At 54.5% G+C, this 15,116-nt stretch carries 12 protein-coding genes; 10 read left to right on the plus strand and 2 right to left on the minus strand.

The window, feature by feature from the left end:
• The first annotated feature begins 110 nt into the window (after positions 1 to 110).
• From C162_RS32515 to C162_RS32550, 8 genes are all read left to right on the plus strand, one after another.
• Positions 111 to 785 carry a response regulator transcription factor gene (locus C162_RS32515; protein ID WP_036702007.1) on the plus strand — a complete coding sequence of 225 codons (675 nt, stop codon included), beginning with the start codon at positions 111 to 113 and terminating at the stop codon, positions 783 to 785.
• Positions 782 to 2,149 (plus strand): sensor histidine kinase, encoded by a 1,368-nt coding sequence (locus tag C162_RS32520; RefSeq protein WP_036702009.1) that lies wholly within the window; start codon positions 782 to 784, stop codon positions 2,147 to 2,149. The genes C162_RS32515 and C162_RS32520 overlap by 4 nt, the downstream gene beginning before the upstream one ends.
• Positions 2,150 to 2,274: 125 nt before the next feature.
• Positions 2,275 to 3,213: an alpha/beta hydrolase gene (locus C162_RS32525; RefSeq protein WP_051494107.1), complete on the plus strand. Its 939-nt coding sequence runs from the start codon at positions 2,275 to 2,277 to the stop codon at positions 3,211 to 3,213.
• Positions 3,214 to 3,384: 171 nt separating this feature from the next.
• Positions 3,385 to 5,487 (plus strand): class I SAM-dependent methyltransferase, encoded by a 2,103-nt coding sequence (locus C162_RS32530; protein ID WP_036702010.1) that lies wholly within the window; start codon positions 3,385 to 3,387, stop codon positions 5,485 to 5,487.
• Position 5,488: 1 nt separating this feature from the next.
• A complete protein-coding gene (locus C162_RS32535) occupies positions 5,489 to 6,181 on the plus strand; it encodes a response regulator transcription factor (protein WP_036702012.1) in 693 nt (230 codons plus the stop codon).
• A gap of 94 nt (positions 6,182 to 6,275) precedes the next feature.
• Entirely contained in the window at positions 6,276 to 7,199 is a 924-nt protein-coding gene (locus tag C162_RS32540) for an ABC transporter ATP-binding protein (RefSeq protein WP_036702014.1), read from the plus strand.
• A complete protein-coding gene (locus C162_RS32545; RefSeq protein WP_036702016.1) occupies positions 7,192 to 7,929 on the plus strand; it encodes an ABC transporter permease in 738 nt (245 codons plus the stop codon). Before C162_RS32540 ends, C162_RS32545 begins: the two co-directional genes overlap by 8 nt.
• 26 nt (positions 7,930 to 7,955) lie before the next feature.
• A complete protein-coding gene (locus C162_RS32550; protein WP_036702018.1) occupies positions 7,956 to 8,888 on the plus strand; it encodes a sensor histidine kinase in 933 nt (310 codons plus the stop codon).
• 395 nt (positions 8,889 to 9,283) lie between these two features.
• Here the strand turns inward: C162_RS32550 and C162_RS34905 are convergent, their stop codons facing one another.
• Positions 9,284 to 9,634, minus strand: a complete 351-nt coding sequence (locus tag C162_RS34905; RefSeq protein WP_051494108.1) for a nuclear transport factor 2 family protein — start codon at positions 9,632 to 9,634, stop codon at positions 9,284 to 9,286.
• 161 nt (positions 9,635 to 9,795) lie between these two features.
• Entirely contained in the window at positions 9,796 to 10,713 is a 918-nt protein-coding gene (locus tag C162_RS32560; RefSeq protein WP_036702019.1) for a helix-turn-helix transcriptional regulator, read from the minus strand.
• A gap of 126 nt (positions 10,714 to 10,839) precedes the next feature.
• On the opposite strand from C162_RS32560, the gene yicI reads away from it, so the two are divergent.
• Positions 10,840 to 13,161 carry an alpha-xylosidase gene (gene yicI / locus C162_RS32565; RefSeq protein WP_036702021.1) on the plus strand — a complete coding sequence of 774 codons (2,322 nt, stop codon included), beginning with the start codon at positions 10,840 to 10,842 and terminating at the stop codon, positions 13,159 to 13,161.
• Positions 13,162 to 13,733: 572 nt separating this feature from the next.
• The gene (locus C162_RS32570) at positions 13,734 to 15,020 is read left to right on the plus strand and encodes an SGNH/GDSL hydrolase family protein (protein WP_156949766.1); all 1,287 of its coding nucleotides are present in this window, start codon (positions 13,734 to 13,736) and stop codon (positions 15,018 to 15,020) included.
• The last annotated feature ends 96 nt before the right edge of the window (positions 15,021 to 15,116 follow it).

Genomic DNA, 15,116 nt, shown 5'->3' on the forward strand with positions numbered 1-15,116 from the left:
GAGCGCGAGGCCGGAGTGGATGCTAGTGCAGTGCATACCGGCAAGGCAGCAGGGTGATGCTAGAGGGAATAGAGATTTATAAGGCCGGATCATACGAAAAGAGGGAATAGATGCCTACTATACTTGTTGCAGACGACGATGCGAATATCCGCGAGCTTGTCTGCCTATTTCTGCGCAATGACGGTTTCGATACCGCTGAAGCGTCAGACGGCCAAGAGGCGCTGGCGGTCTATGCCAGAACACATGTGGATCTGGTCATCCTGGATATTATGATGCCGGTGATGGACGGCTGGGCGCTATGCAAGGAGCTCCGCAGAGCGGACCCGGAGCTGCCGCTGTTAATGCTGACGGCAAAGGGGGAGACCTGGGAGAAGGTGAAGGGCTTCGAGCTGGGAACCGATGATTATCTGACCAAGCCCTTCGATCCGCTGGAGCTGACGGTCCGCGTCAGAGCCTTGCTGAAACGCTCGGGAATCGGCAAGTCGCATACGATCCGTATCGGAGAGGTGATGCTGGACCGGCAGACCTACAAGGTGATGAACGGGACAGAAGCGCTGTCCCTGCCGCTTAAGGAGTTCGAGCTGCTCTATAAGCTGGCTGGAACACCGGGACAGGTCTATACCCGCGAGCAGTTGATCGACCAGATCTGGGGGATCGATTACGCCGGGGATGACCGGACGATAGATGTACATATCAAGCGTCTGCGTGAACGGTTTGCGGCTTCGCCGGATTTTCGGATCGAGACTGTCCGCGGTCTGGGCTACCGGCTTGAGGTTACTGAATGATCAAATCCCTCTATACCCGAGTGGTCCTGACCTTCCTGGTCTCCGTGATCGGGGGGACAGTGATCTCCTTCAATCTGGCGATCTGGATATATAAAGACGAATTGAACGAGAATCTGCAGGTTCCCTTGCTGCGCTTCGGACAAGATATCGTACGGATCTATAAGAGCTTTCCGCTGAACGAAGCCAACGAGTTCGTTGCAGGCATGAATCAGCTTGAGACCTATCATGTGCGGATTTATGATGAGAACGGCGGGGTTCAGTCTTATGGCGGTCCAGAAGGGATGAAGCTGGAGACCGTGACTGAAGCGCAGGTCCAGCAGGTGCTGGCAGGCGGAATTGTGCAGGTCAATCCGACAGGCATCTCCACCAGCCTCCTAGGGCTGCAATTAACTACGGATACGGAAAAAAAAGCCTTGTTCGTAGAGCCTGTCGGCCCCCCCTCTTCCGCCTTTGTGCTGAAATGGCTGGTGTATTTCGTGGTGTATTCGCTGATCTCCGGCAGTCTTGTGATCCTGGTAGCGGCCATGTTCCTGGTCCGGCCGATTAAGAAGCTGACCAATGCGACGCGCAAGATCGCAGCCGGAGACTTCAACGTGAAGCTGAATATCAAGCAATCGGGAGAGCTGGGTGCCCTCGCGCGCAGCTTCGAGGAGATGATGCATGATCTGCAGCAGCTGGAGCAGATGCGCCGTGACTTCGTGTCGAATGTATCTCATGAGGTGCAGTCGCCGCTGACCTCCATCTCCGGCTATGCCCTGGCACTGAAGCAGATGAATATTCCTGAGAGCGAGCGGGGCCGCTATCTCGATATCATCATCGGGGAAGCCGAACGGATGTCCAAGATGAGCGACAGCCTGCTGAAGCTGAGCCTGCTGGAATCGCAGTCCCAGCAGCTCCGGTTCACCACCTTCAGCCTGGATGAACAGATCCGGCGCGTGATCGTTGCTCTTCAGCCGCAATGGTCGGCCCGGCGCATCAACTTCGATCTTCAGCTGACGGCTGCCGTGCTCACGGCGGATTATGACCTGTTGAGCCAGGTATGGACGAACCTGCTGGGCAACAGCATCAAGTTCTCCGGGGATGGGGGAGTAATAAGTGTCCATACGAAGCAAGATAATAAAAGTGTGACCGTTCGTGTATCCGATACCGGCATCGGGATCGCCCCCGAGGACCAGAAGCGGATCTTCGAACGCTTCTTCAAGGCGGACCGCTCCCACAGCAACAAGTATAACGGCAGCGGGATGGGGCTGGCGATCGTGAAGCAGATCGTGCTGCTTCACCAAGGAGATATCCGGGTCGAGAGTGAGCTTGGCGCAGGCACAAGCTTCATTGTAACGCTGCCGCTGAATATACCGGCGAATTAAGTTTGTTTCTCCCGTTCATCCTCCGTTCATATTACCGTCACGGAGAGTACATTTTCATTATATATACTATCCTTAGCTCCTCATCAAGGCAGCACATCCGATTCATAAGGACAGGTGATTGTATAATGAAAAAAGGACTCAGAATTCTGCTTAAATCTATAGCGGCATTGCTGATTGTGATCGTGTTATTTTTTGCCGTAGTATTTGTGGTCAATATCATCAGCAGCAAATCGGAGCTGAAGAAGATTGATCAGTACGGTCAGCTTGTGCCAGTCGATGGTAAGAAGATGAATGTACTCATCCAGGGATCGGGTGAGGAGACCGTGGTGCTGCTGACGGGGTATGGCACCGGGGCGCCCGCACTTGACTTCAAACCGCTGGTAGACGAGCTGTCCCCTAACTACAAAGTAGTCGTTGTGGAGCCGTTCGGCTATGGCTTAAGTGACCGGACAGATAAGGAACGGACCTCGGACAATATCGTCAGTGAGATTCATGAAGCGTTGCAGCAGCTTGGGATCAAACGTTACACGCTCATGGGTCATTCCATCGCCGGCATCTACGGGCTGGATTATGTGAACAAGTATAAGGATGAAGTGCAGGCTTTTGTAGGAATTGACAGCAGTGTGCCGAACCAAGGGGGATTGGACGATAAAATACCGGTGGGGACGCTGAAGTTCCTCGACAAATCCGGCATTATGAGATTGTTCCAAAAGATAGGCCCCGACCCGTATGCCGGGCTTCCGTTCGACGAGCACACCAAGCAGCAGATGAAAATGATCGCCACAAAGAACTTAAACAATGACACTGTCATGAATGAGATCGACCATTTCAAGGAGAATTTCACAGCAGCCCAGGCGCTGGCCTTCCCCAAAGAGCTTCCGCTGCTGCTCTTCATACAGTCGAATAATACCGACGTTGAAGGCTGGATGAAGCTGCATGAGGAGCAGGTGAAGGATTCCGTGTACGGTAAGCTGGTGCCGCTCGAAGGCGGTCATTATCTGCACCATACGCTGTCCAAAGAGATTGCCAAGGATTACAGAGAATTCATGGCAGGAGTGAAATGAGCGGAATCTGATTCCCGGCCATAGATCTGATACAATTGAACAAGAGCTCTCCGTAGCCGCAAGCTTCTATCCAGAAGCTTGCGGTTTGTTCAATTCGTCAGAGCTTCTGATTCAAACCTGAAGTACATGGGCTATTGTATATAGATTGCTATTACATAGGGAGGCATGCAAATGCTGAAATCATTACGGGCTATAGAGGCATATCGTGAAGGAGGGTGGCCTGCCGGAGAAGGCTATCCATGGCTGGAGTCCATCGTGCAGGCGGAGCAGACGATTGTGAACCTGGAGCGGGTAGAATCGCTGCAGTCGCTTGCGCAGCAGAATCCGGTGCTGGATTATGTGGAGCGGAGCCTGCGGGTGCTGGACAGTCTGCCGCTGTCGTATTGGATCAAGGAGCTGGCCGAGGAGACGCTGATCTGGTCGGAGACGGCTAAGGGCGGGACTCTCCGTCAGCGCCGGAGCTGGCAGGAAGAGGGCATTAATATTTTCGTTCATAATATCGGCTCCGCGGAGTTGTACCGGCGGTATGCGGAAGGGTTGAAGCAGGACGAGGCAGGCTCTGCGGAGAAGAGACGGGTGATACATACGCTGATTGAGACTCATGGGCTGATTGGACAGCAAATCCGCGGCGAGGTTCCGCCTTCCGTCAATCTTCCGTTGTCCGCACTGGTGGAGCAGGGACTGCTGGGCGCAGAGGAGCTGGAGCGGCTGCTGTTCGCACTGAATCACTGCATCATTGCTGCGGTATCCCCGGAGCTGTGGCAGGAGGTCCGTCCGCAGGTCATGGAGCTGATTGCTGTAATTGCCTCAGGGAATCTGCAGCCTGAGGTCCCGATGAAGGAGCGTCTGCGGAGAATGCGCGCCGGGTCCATTGCGCAGGGGGAGGATTATGAGGCGGAGTGGGACGGGCTGGTGCAGGAGGGCTTCCTCCCAGCTGCGCTGGAGCCGCTGCAGCCTGCCACCTTCTGGTATGTGGAATCGGCGCTCCAGACCTTCTCGCTGGAGCAGTTCCTGAAGGTCATGAGTCTGGTGGCCGGCAGCAGCCCGCTGCAGCTAAGCCAGCTAAGCCATCTCAGCTTCGAGGCGGTCATGAACAGTATTCATTATGATTACAAGGGCAGCAAGAAGATCAATGTCTATAAAAAACGGATTATTGAGAAGTATCTCTCGGAGCTTGGCTGGGAGGAGATCTACAGCGGCGTGAAGCCTTCCGGCGGCAACCCGCATCTTACGCACCGGCTGCTGGGTAAGGAGCATCTGCCGGATACGCTATTCTTCCAGTTCGAGTTCTCAGCGGCAGCGGAGAAGCTGATTGAGTTCTGCATAGAGGCCGAGAAGTCGGCGCTGTATGAACGGGCGGTCCTGCTGCTGTTCGACCTGTTCGATCTGCGGAGGGACGCCTTTGACCGCTTCCACAATGAGGACACGTACTTAAGCCAGATGAATGATACGGCTGACTATAAGGCAGTGATTCTGGACTACGTTACCGGACGGAAGGTGCTGGACATCGGCCCCGGCGGCGGGGTGCTGCTTGATCTGATTGAGGAGCGGATGCCGGAGGTAGTGCCTGTGGGGATTGATATCTCAAGCAATGTGATTGAAGCGCTGCGGCAGCGCAAGCAGCGGGAGGACCGCCGCTGGGAGGTGCTCCAGGGCGATGCGCTGAACCTGAAGGATTACGTGGAGCGGGGCACGGTGGACACGGTGATTTTCTCATCGATTCTGCATGAGCTGTATTCTTATGTGCCGCTGGACGGCCGGAAGTTCAATCACGGCACGGTGGCGGCAGCGCTGACCAGTGCCTTCGATGTATTGGCAGATGGAGGAACGATTATTATCCGCGACGGCATTATGAGTGAGCCGGAGGAGCAGCAGCGCCGGGTGCGGTTTCTGGAGGCGGACGGTATGGCGTGGCTGGAGCGGTACGCGAAGGATTTTGCCGGTCGGAATATCCGTTATGAACAGCTTGGCGAACAGGAGGTTCTGATGCCGGTAAATGATGCGATGGAATTCCTCTATACCTACACCTGGGGAGAGGAAGCCTACATTCATGAGGTTCAGGAGCAGTTCGGTTATTTCACACCCTCGCAGTACGCCGCATTCATTCAGCAGACGCTTGGGGACCGGGCCAAGATAGAGGTCTTCCGTCATTATTTGCAGGAGGGATATACGGAGGCGCTGGAGGACCGGGTTAAGATTATGGGTGAGAGCGGAGAGCCTGTGCCGCTTCCGGACAGCACCTGCTTTATTGTGATCCGTAAGGAGGCAGGCTAAAGTGAACCACGCTAATCTCAGCGTACTTGTGGTAGAAGATGATGCCGACATTAACCGCCTGCTGTGCCGGATGCTGACAGGTGAAGGACTGACGGCCGTGCCTGCATTCTCAGGGAGTGAAGCCTCCCTCCGAATGTCGCTTGAAGACTACCAGTTAATCCTGCTGGACCTGATGCTGCCGGGCATGAGCGGTGAATCTCTGATTGCACAGATCCGTGAGCAGTCAACCGTACCCATCATTGTAATCTCGGCCAAAAGCACGCTGGAGGACAAGGTGAGTCTGCTGCGTCTGGGAGCGGATGACTACATTACTAAGCCCTTTGACCAGGAGGAGGTGCTGGCCAGAGTGTACGCGCAGCTCCGCCGGCTGCAATATGCGCCTGCCGCAGGTTCTGAGGGACAGATGCTTAAGGTACGCGGGCTGGTCATGGACAAGCAGCGGCGGGAGGTTATGCTGGACGGCCAGGTCCTGGCTTTAACCAAATACGAATTTGAACTGCTGGCGGTGCTGATGTCGAGGCCGGAGCATATCTTCTCCAAAAGCGAGCTGTACCGGCAAATCTGGGGCGGCACCTACCTGGGAGACGATAACACCATTAATGTACATATCAGCAATCTGCGGGCCAAACTGGCTGCAATCACGGAAGAAGAGTATATCCGCACGATTTGGGGCATCGGGTTCAAGCTGGTCTAGGGGATTTCTTTACACTTTCTTAAGACTTTGCTTAAAGCTTATTAAAAGTGTTCTTTATACAATGGAATTATCAAACGGCAAGGGAGTCTTAACGATGATGCATTGTATATTGGAGATTAAGGCGCTCAGTAAGACCTATCAGGATTCTTCCGCACTCCGGGATATTAACCTGCAGGTTGAGTCAGGGGATATCGTAGCACTGATCGGTAAAAATGGCGCAGGCAAAACCACGCTGTTCAAATGTATTACAGAGCAGGTGTTTCCAACAAAAGGCGCGATTGCGCTCTACGGACACCGGGATGACGCCGGTCTGCGGAAGGGACGCCGGAGCATCGGGGCGATGATTGAAGAGCCGGCGTTCTTCCCGGAATTCACAGCCAGGCAGAACCTGGAGTATTTCCGCCTGCAGAGGGGGCTGGCTGGCAAGGATTCCATTGAGCAGGCGCTTAAGGATGTCAATCTGCTTCATGCCGCAAACAAGAAATTCAAAGCCTTCTCCCTCGGAATGAAACAGCGGCTGGGACTCGCGCTTGCGCTGATGACCCGCCCCGAGCTGCTGATTCTGGATGAACCGACCAATGGCCTTGACCCGGAGGGAAAGGCGGAGATCCGCCAGCTCCTGCAGACGCTGAATGAAGAGAAAAGGATCACGATCCTCATCTCAAGTCACGTATTGTCTGAGCTGCAGAGTGTGGCTACCCGTTATATTTTCATGGACCAGGGGCGGATTGTGGAGCAATTGACGGCAGAAGAACTGCTGCAGAAGACCAGAAGAAATGTAGAGATCGTGGTGGATGACAGCGGCAAAGCGTCTACCGTTCTGGAGAAGCATTTCCCGGGCATCCCTTACCGGATTCTGCCGGGACACCGGATTGTGCTCTCTGGTGGTATGGATAAGACCGATCAGCTCAACCGGGTGCTTCATGCCCAGGGCGTCAGCGTGTATTCCATTGCGGCCACCGGCGGGGATCTGGAAGAATACTACCTGGGTCTGCTGGGAGGTGAGCGTCATGCTTAATCTGATGAAAAGTGAGCAGTACCGTTTTGTCCGCACCAAGAGCTATTATTATTACGGGTTGCTCTGTGCGGTGTTAATGGTCGCTGCCGCTATAACTCTCAAGGTCTTTCATCAGTCTGTGCCGGATTTCCCCTATGGGAATGAGCGCTTCTTCTACCGCAATGTGCTGTCAATGATGCCGGTGATCTTCGCATTGCTGACTATTTTCACCGGAATCCTGATGGGAGATCACAAGCATGTGCTCAAAAATACCGTAGCCTACGGCTTCAGCAGACGCTCGATTTACACCGTCAAGCTGCTGGTTACACTGGCCGGCTTCCTGCTGTTCGCGCTCGTTCTGGTCGGGATATCGGTCCTGCTCGGTTCAAGGCTGCTGCTGCGCAGCTATGAATATGCGCTTACGGAATACTGCCAGATGCTGCTTGGTCTGCTGCCTATTATGATTGCCGGCGTAACCACCTACTTCTGTCTTACCGCTGTGATGAACAAGAATGCACAGATATCTACCGTGTTCCTGCTGATCTATTTCCTGCCCTATATGATTCTGAGCGCTCTGAAAGGCAGATTTACCTGGGCGGCCTGGCTCTACAGTCACAGCCCTGCTTATTATTTGTTCCATGCCTACGATGTGGCAACCTATCCTGCCTGGGAGCCGTGGGTTACAGGAATGGTGTTTACAGTGTTCTTTTATGTATTGGGATTGTATCTGTTCAGGAAGGAAGAGTTCTAACAGGTGCAGCTAAGGAGGGAAGACAAATGTATCTTGCTATAGCCATCATTGCCGCTCTGGCGGCTGTAGGGATATTGCTTGTGTATCTACTGCAGCGGCAGAGCATGATTCAAGTGCGGCGGCAATTGACGGAGTGGGAGTCGTCTTCCCTGCAGCACCTGCATGTCAAGCTGCCTCTGCCCGGGAAGGAGATGGAGAAGCTCATCGTGGCCCTTAACCGGCTGCTGGATCAGCGCCAGAGAGAGCGGGTGATCCACCAGTCGAGAGAGCGCGCCGTGAAGGAAGAGATTGCCAATCTGTCCCATGATCTGCGGACTCCGCTTACGTCCATGCATGGATATGCCTATCTGCTGAAAGATCCCCTTGCCTCCGAGGCCGAGCGGCAGCAGTATATGGAGATCATCATGCATAAAATGGCGGTCATGAACAATATTGTGGAATCATTCTATGAATTATCCAGTATGGACTCGGGGGACTCTCCCTTGGACAGCCAGCCGGTCTATCTCTACAGTCTACTGAGCGAAGTGATTCTGGCGTTTCATCCGGACCTTACGCAGAAGGGCATTGAGGTGCAGCTTCATCTGGATGAGAACGTCAAGACGATTTCCCTGGATGAAAAAGCCATGATCCGCATTTTCTCCAATGTGCTCCAGAATGTGCTCCGTTACGGCAAGAACCGCTTAACCATCTCCCTGTTTACGGAACAGCAGCAAGTGAAGCTGAAGTTCGTCAATGAAACGGAGCATATCCGTGAGCAGGATCTGCCGAGGCTGTTCGAGCGGACGTACACCAGCGATCCTTCGCGGTCGAGCGGTCAGCTCGGTCTCGGCTTAGCCATTGTGAAGCAATTGGTTGAGAAGCAGGGGGGCACGCTTGGCGCGGCGCTGGACGGCGGAGTGTTTCAATTATTCATAGCATTTGGGGAGGATTGTCTCATACCAAAGAAATCGCTCCTTTGAAAGGGCTGGGCGGGAGCCCAATCTTCCGAAGGAACGATTTCTTTTTTAAATATAAGAATTATACGTTCCACATGATAAATTATCCTTCTATTTCTCGCTGAAACGGTACCGTCCTCTAAAAGGACGGCAAAGCCGTTTCCACTTGCAGGAAATTAGGATGGAGGATCATGCTCCTTCATTTATCTCGAGGATGCTGGCGTGAGGGAGGGCGGGCCGAATGTATGTGGAAAACAGCATAGTGCTCGCACGCAGGCACACGTCCCGAATGTATGCTAAAAACAGTACACATTGAGCTCGTACGCAGACGTATGGCCCAAATGTATATCAAAAACAGCATACATTCGGTGCTATCCCGTTCACCCGTTAGGGTGATTTTGTGCTGGATACATTAAAGCTTATTTTAGCGTGATGATCAGCTCGCTGATTTTGCCGCCTTGTACCTTGAATTCATGGGTGAACTGCTGCGGGGCGGGAACACGGTTCTTATTGAACTCCCCCTCCATCTCAGCGGTCACCGCAATGCGGCCCTGGATTTCTTCAATTTCCATAATAGTAAAGCGGACCTTAGCAGAGAAAAGCTCGGATTCACCCCAAGCCGCAATGGCTTCTGTGCCTTCGGCCGACTTCCCGTTATCCTTCACGGTAGCGCCGGGAGCGAACAATTCGATCAGAGCGTCGGGCTGGTATTGGTTTACTGCATTGTAGAAGTCCTGTACCTCAATTGGCAAGGTAACATGTTGATTCATGAATATCTGCCTCCTGTAAGTAGATTGGTGGGGGAACGGCATGTCCACCGGAATGAGCCATTAGGCCACCGCTGAAGCGGCAGGTGCCTGGTCATCCATACACTAACTTAAACGTATCCGGGCAACCGTAAGCAGGAAAAAGAAAGGGAGCGGGGTTCAGCCTACGGATAAAGCTGGTTCTGCCCGGCGAAGGGACTGGCGTCCTTGCGGAATTCTGAGGGCGAGCAGTTCATGACTTTGCGGAACACTTTGATGAAGTAGCTGACGTTGTCGAAGCCGACATCCATGGCAATATCGGAGATTTTGCGGTCCCCCTGCTTCAGCAGGGCTGCGGCCTGGCGGACCCGGTAGGAGTTAATGTAATCGACGGGCGTCTTGCGGGTCATGCTTTTGAAAAAACGGCAGAATTGCCCCTCGCTCATCGGAATCAGCCCCGACAGGTCACGGGTACGGATCGGCTCCTGGTAGTTGTCCTGGATATAGAGAATTACCCGTTTCAGGCGGTCAATCTTCGCGGGCTCCGTGCCTACGGACTGGCTGTGGTTGACGAAGCGCCCCGGCTGCGCAATCTGTGAGAGCATAATCAGCAGGGTTCCTTTCATAAAAGCTTCGAATCCGGGCATTTGTTGCTCATACGCGTTCATCATGCGGTTCAGATGCAGCAGCAGCTCCGCCTGCCAGGGAACAGAAGGGGTGAGGTGGCGCGGAAAGCTCTGGCGTTTCTCCTGAAGCGGCAAAATGACGCTCTGCTGGATGGTATCATATTGGGCGCTGGCCAGCAGGTCGGGGTGGAAGACAAGGGCGCAGAAGCGGCAGGGGGTCTCCGTAAGTGCGTGAGCGGCGTGGATATCCCCGGATTCAATGAACACAGCCTCACCGGGACGAAGCGTGAAATAGTCGCTGTCCACTTGAAACAGAATCTCGCCTTCCAGCAGCAGGAAGAACTCGGCTTCCTCATGCCAGTGGGTGTCCAGGACATGCGCTCCGGCGGGAAGGTCAATCCAGTAGGCAGCCAGGGGGAACATGACATCCCCGTGTTCGCGGTCTTCTTTGAGCAAGCGCTGCGAGGTGCGGTCCATTAGGGGCCTCCTTGTGAGATTACGTCAAAATAGTGTTATAAATGAGCTTTATATTATTAGTTTTGAACTTTTATTATCGGTATAATGCAACTATATACACCAAATCGAAGGGTGGCAAGTGCACATATGAAATTTACAGACGGCTTATGGCTGGTACGTGACGGAATTACAATCAATGGTGCAGTGCAGAACTATGTGGTAGAAAAAACGGAGGAAGGCCTGACTGCCATCACGCAGACGACGCCCATCACGGGACGTTCGGCGACGCTCAACTCCACACTGCTGACGGTGAAATTCCATTCCCCGCTTCCGGGCGTGGTAGGCGTCAAGATTATTCATAACGACGGCGTGATTCCACGCGGACCTTCGTTCGAGCTGACTGAGGGAACCGGCGATCATGTGGAAATCGAGGAGACAGAGGCGCAGACGGTGCTGATCAGCGGAGGACTCCGCGTGGTCATCAACAAGGGTACTCACTGGTCTGTGGACTTCTACCGCGGCGACGAGCGGATTACCGGCAGCGGTTACAAATCGATGGCCTACATCACGGATCAGGAAGGCAACACCTTCATGCGTGAGGAGCTGGACTTAGGCGTTGGCGAATTCGTGTATGGTCTGGGCGAGCGATTTACAGCTTTTGTAAAAAACGGCCAGGTGGTCGATCTGTGGAACAAGGATGGCGGGACAAGCTCGGAGCAGGCCTACAAGAACGTTCCGTTCTATGTGACGAGCAAGGGATACGGTGTATTCGTGAACCAGCCGGAGCTGGTATCGTATGAGATTGCGTCTGAGAAGGTGAAGAAGGCCCAGTTCAGCGTAGCGGGCGAGAGTCTGGAATACTTCGTGATTGAAGGGCCGACGATTAAAGAGGTCATCACCAAATACACCTCCCTGACCGGCAAGCCTGCGCTGCCTCCGGCCTGGACCTTCGGTCTGTGGCTGACGACTTCGTTCACTACGGATTACGATGAAGCTACGGTCAACTCCTTCGTGGAAGGGATGGCGGAGCGCGATCTGCCGCTTCATGTGTTCCACTTCGACTGCTTCTGGATGCGCGAATACCAATGGACGGATTTCCAGTGGGATTCCCGTGTGTTCCCGGACCCGGTGGGGATGCTGAAGCGCCTGCACGACAAGGGGCTGAAGATCTGCGTGTGGATCAACTCCTATATCGGACAGCGCTCCCCGCTGTTTGAAGAAGGCCGCAAGAACGGTTATCTGCTCAAAAAAGCCAACGGCGACGTCTATCAGACCGACCTCTGGCAAGCAGGCATGGGACTGGTCGACTTCACGAACCCTGCGGCTTGTGAATGGTATGCCGGTTACCTGCGTGACCTGGTGGACATGGGCGTAGACAGCTTCAAGACGGACTTCGGCGAACGGATTCCGACGGATGTGGTCTACTTCGACGGCTCCGATCCATACAAGATGCATAACTACTATACCCAGTTGTATAACAAGGTTGTGTTTGAAGTGCTCGAAGAGAAGCTTGGCAAAAATGAAGCAGCTGTCTTCGCACGCTCCGCCACAGCCGGCGGGCAGCAGTTCCCGGTTCACTGGGGCGGCGACTGCTACGCTGACTATGAATCGATGGCAGAGAGCCTGCGCGGCGGCCTGTCGCTTGGATTGTCCGGCTTCGGCTTCTGGAGCCATGACATCGGCGGATTTGAGAACACTGCTCCGGCGCATGTGTTCAAGCGCTGGCTGGCCTTTGGCCTGCTCTCCAGCCACAGCCGCCTGCACGGCAGCACCTCTTACCGTGTGCCTTGGGCGTACGACGACGAAGCTGTCGATGTCACCCGCTTCTTCACTAAGCTGAAGTGCAGCCTGATGCCATACCTGTATGATGTAGCCGGACAGGCGCATGAGCAGGGCTGGGCCTCAATGCGGGCGATGGTGATGGAGTTCCCGGAAGATCCGACCTGCGAGGTACTGGACCGCCAGTACATGCTGGGCGATTCCCTGTTGGTGGCTCCGATCTTCCAGGAGAACGGCGAAGTGAAGTACTACCTACCAGCCGGACGCTGGACACACCTGTTGAACGGTGAGACCGTACAGGGCGGATCATGGCGCAAGGAGAAGCATGACTTCTTCAGCCTGCCGCTGTTTGTCCGTCAGAATTCCCTGCTTGCGCTCGGTAGCGAGGACAGCCGTCCGGATTATGATTTTGCCGACGGTGTGAAGTTCGGGCTGTACTCCCTGGAGGATGGTAAGTCTGCTGTTGCGACTGTGCGCGATATCCACGGCGCTCCTGAGCTGAAGGTTGAAGCGGTACGCAGCGGCAGCGCTGTAAAAGTAACTGCCGAAGGCAGCGGCAAAGCATTCACCCTGGCGGTGAAGGATCTTGGCGCTATCGCCTCCGTGGAAGGTGCGGAGCAGGTAGATGAGACAACAGTGAGCGTGGGCGCGGGTGAGAAGTCCGTATCGTTCACGATTACGTTGAAATAACACAGCTATAGACTGAATTAACATACCTGCAAGACAGAATGAATACACCCGTACGCGGGCTTAGCATGTGGTGTGCCCTTAAGTAACCAAGCTCTCTGATGACAGAGGACATTCGTCTCCTGGATCGGGGAGCTTTTTGGGGATTGGCGGCGTTGGGGGGATTGTTGCTCGCTATGGCGCACAATGGGCTAAATGCTGCAAGAAGTGCAACATTCCCCTCAGCAGGAGCAGGGCTATAGCGAATTGTTGTCAAAAATGCAGCATTTCAGCTTCCCAGAGCGAATCAGCGGCGAAATTCCTGCATTTTGTGCAACATTGCACCGGAATAGCGGGTTTCACAGGCATCAGTGTTGCAGATAATGCAACATTAGTCGGGCAGGAGTGGGGGCAAAGTTTGGTCAAAGGCGAGCTATAGCCGGGAGGAAGCCGGGCAGAAGTTGGGCCAGTCGGTCGAAGTCGTGTCAAAGTTGGGCCAAGTTAGTGCCGAGTTAAGTTTCTGTACAGCACCAGCCGCCCTACCCACCACCCATCAGCCAGAGAAGCAACATCAGAATAAGAAGGAGTCGATGACTATGAGCAATATTGAGAACAGTCCAGCCGGAGTGTTGAGCCAGCCGGAGTTCACCTCGGCCACCGCGCTGTCTACAACCGCCAATTATATTATGAACGCACCGGAGCCGTTCACCCATACGTACCGCACCTATATCCGGCTGCGGGAGAACGGCAAGCTGACGCTGAAGTTCTGGCACAGCAACGCGGTGGATTCCACCTGGGATCTGGGCGCGGACGCCGTAGCCAGTGAACCGGGCGGCAAGTGGAGCATCGAAGCGGCATATGTCGCCGATGGCGGAGCCGCGCCGGACGGCAGCATTGTGCCGGGCTCACAGGTGCCGGTTACCTTCGGCGGCGAACGGTCGCGGTGTGTGGAGCCAGGCGAGCAGTTCTGGAGCGACGAAGCGCTTCTGGAGCTGCCGGAGGGGCACATGTTGGCCTTCACTTGGACCTTGAACACGGCTGGTGCAGGAAAGTCATTCCCCTTCAATGTGGAGGGAATGCTGGTCTCCGGCTACGATGCACCGGGCAATTTGGCCGCTCAGGAATCTGCGGATGCGTTCAGTGAATCGGACAAGCTGCAGGTCCTCCCAAGCTTCCTAGGCTACAAGAAGGGCGTAACGAAGAAGCTGGTATTCCTGGGTGACTCTATCACGCAGGGGGTACGGACGGCCAAGGATCAATACACACACTGGACGGCAAGAATTGCGGAGGGGCTGGGCACAGAGTATGGAGTGTGGAATATCGGCTCCGGTTGGGGCCGGGCTTATGATGTAGCCACGGACGGGCCTTGGCTGCATAAGGCGCAGCAGGGCGATGAGGTGCTGATCGTGCTGGGTGTGAATGATCTTGATATCGGCCAGCGCTTGGCAGAGGAATTGCTGGAGGACCTGGCGTACATTATCTCCCGGATCAAGGAAGCTCAGCCGGAGGCGGCGGTTATTCTCAGCACAGTGCCACCTTTTAATTTCGAGGGGGGGCGGGAAACCTATTGGCGCAAAGTCAATGATTGCATTCGTACGAGCCCTCCGGCCGGAGTGGACCGCGTATTCGACATGGCCGCCGTGCTCTCTGTTGCGGCCCCCGCTGACCATAGAATTAAGCCGGAATACATGAGCGACGAGTTCGACCCGCATCCGAACGGTGCGGCGGGCAAGGCAGTGGCGGAGGCTTTTTTGGCGTGGTACAGAGGTTGGAGAAATTTACCAGCAAACGAACGCCAGCAATTAAAAGAGTGGAGTAACCGTGGCAAATGTATGCGAAAAACAGGCATGACAAGACAGAGGCCTTGTCACCCCCAGGAATGAAAATAAGCGGGTGGCATCCGTCGCAACCATTCTAAATGAGGCTGTAGTCGTCAACACTACATATACAAATCAAAGGGCGGAAACGGTTACTGGGAT

Origin of the sequence: Paenibacillus sp. FSL R7-269, assembly GCF_000517865.1 — a bacterium.
GTDB lineage: Bacteria > Bacillota > Bacilli > Paenibacillales > Paenibacillaceae > Paenibacillus_AQ.

Excerpts from the sequence above, each read along its gene's own strand:
- C162_RS32570 (WP_156949766.1), top strand. The coding sequence starts at position 13,734 with ATGAGCAATATTGAGAACAGTCCAGCCGGAGTGTTGAGCCAGCCGGAG.
- C162_RS32550 (WP_036702018.1), top strand. The coding sequence starts at position 7,956 with ATGTATCTTGCTATAGCCATCATTGCCGCTCTGGCGGCTGTAGGGATA.
- C162_RS32520 (WP_036702009.1), top strand. The coding sequence starts at position 782 with ATGATCAAATCCCTCTATACCCGAGTGGTCCTGACCTTCCTGGTCTCC.
- C162_RS32525 (WP_051494107.1), top strand. The coding sequence starts at position 2,275 with ATGAAAAAAGGACTCAGAATTCTGCTTAAATCTATAGCGGCATTGCTG.
- C162_RS32560 (WP_036702019.1), bottom strand. The coding sequence starts at position 10,713 with ATGGACCGCACCTCGCAGCGCTTGCTCAAAGAAGACCGCGAACACGGG.
- C162_RS32545 (WP_036702016.1), top strand. The coding sequence starts at position 7,192 with ATGCTTAATCTGATGAAAAGTGAGCAGTACCGTTTTGTCCGCACCAAG.
- C162_RS34905 (WP_051494108.1), bottom strand. The coding sequence starts at position 9,634 with ATGAATCAACATGTTACCTTGCCAATTGAGGTACAGGACTTCTACAAT.
- C162_RS32530 (WP_036702010.1), top strand. The coding sequence starts at position 3,385 with ATGCTGAAATCATTACGGGCTATAGAGGCATATCGTGAAGGAGGGTGG.
- C162_RS32515 (WP_036702007.1), top strand. The coding sequence starts at position 111 with ATGCCTACTATACTTGTTGCAGACGACGATGCGAATATCCGCGAGCTT.
- yicI (WP_036702021.1), top strand. The coding sequence starts at position 10,840 with ATGAAATTTACAGACGGCTTATGGCTGGTACGTGACGGAATTACAATC.
- C162_RS32540 (WP_036702014.1), top strand. The coding sequence starts at position 6,276 with ATGATGCATTGTATATTGGAGATTAAGGCGCTCAGTAAGACCTATCAG.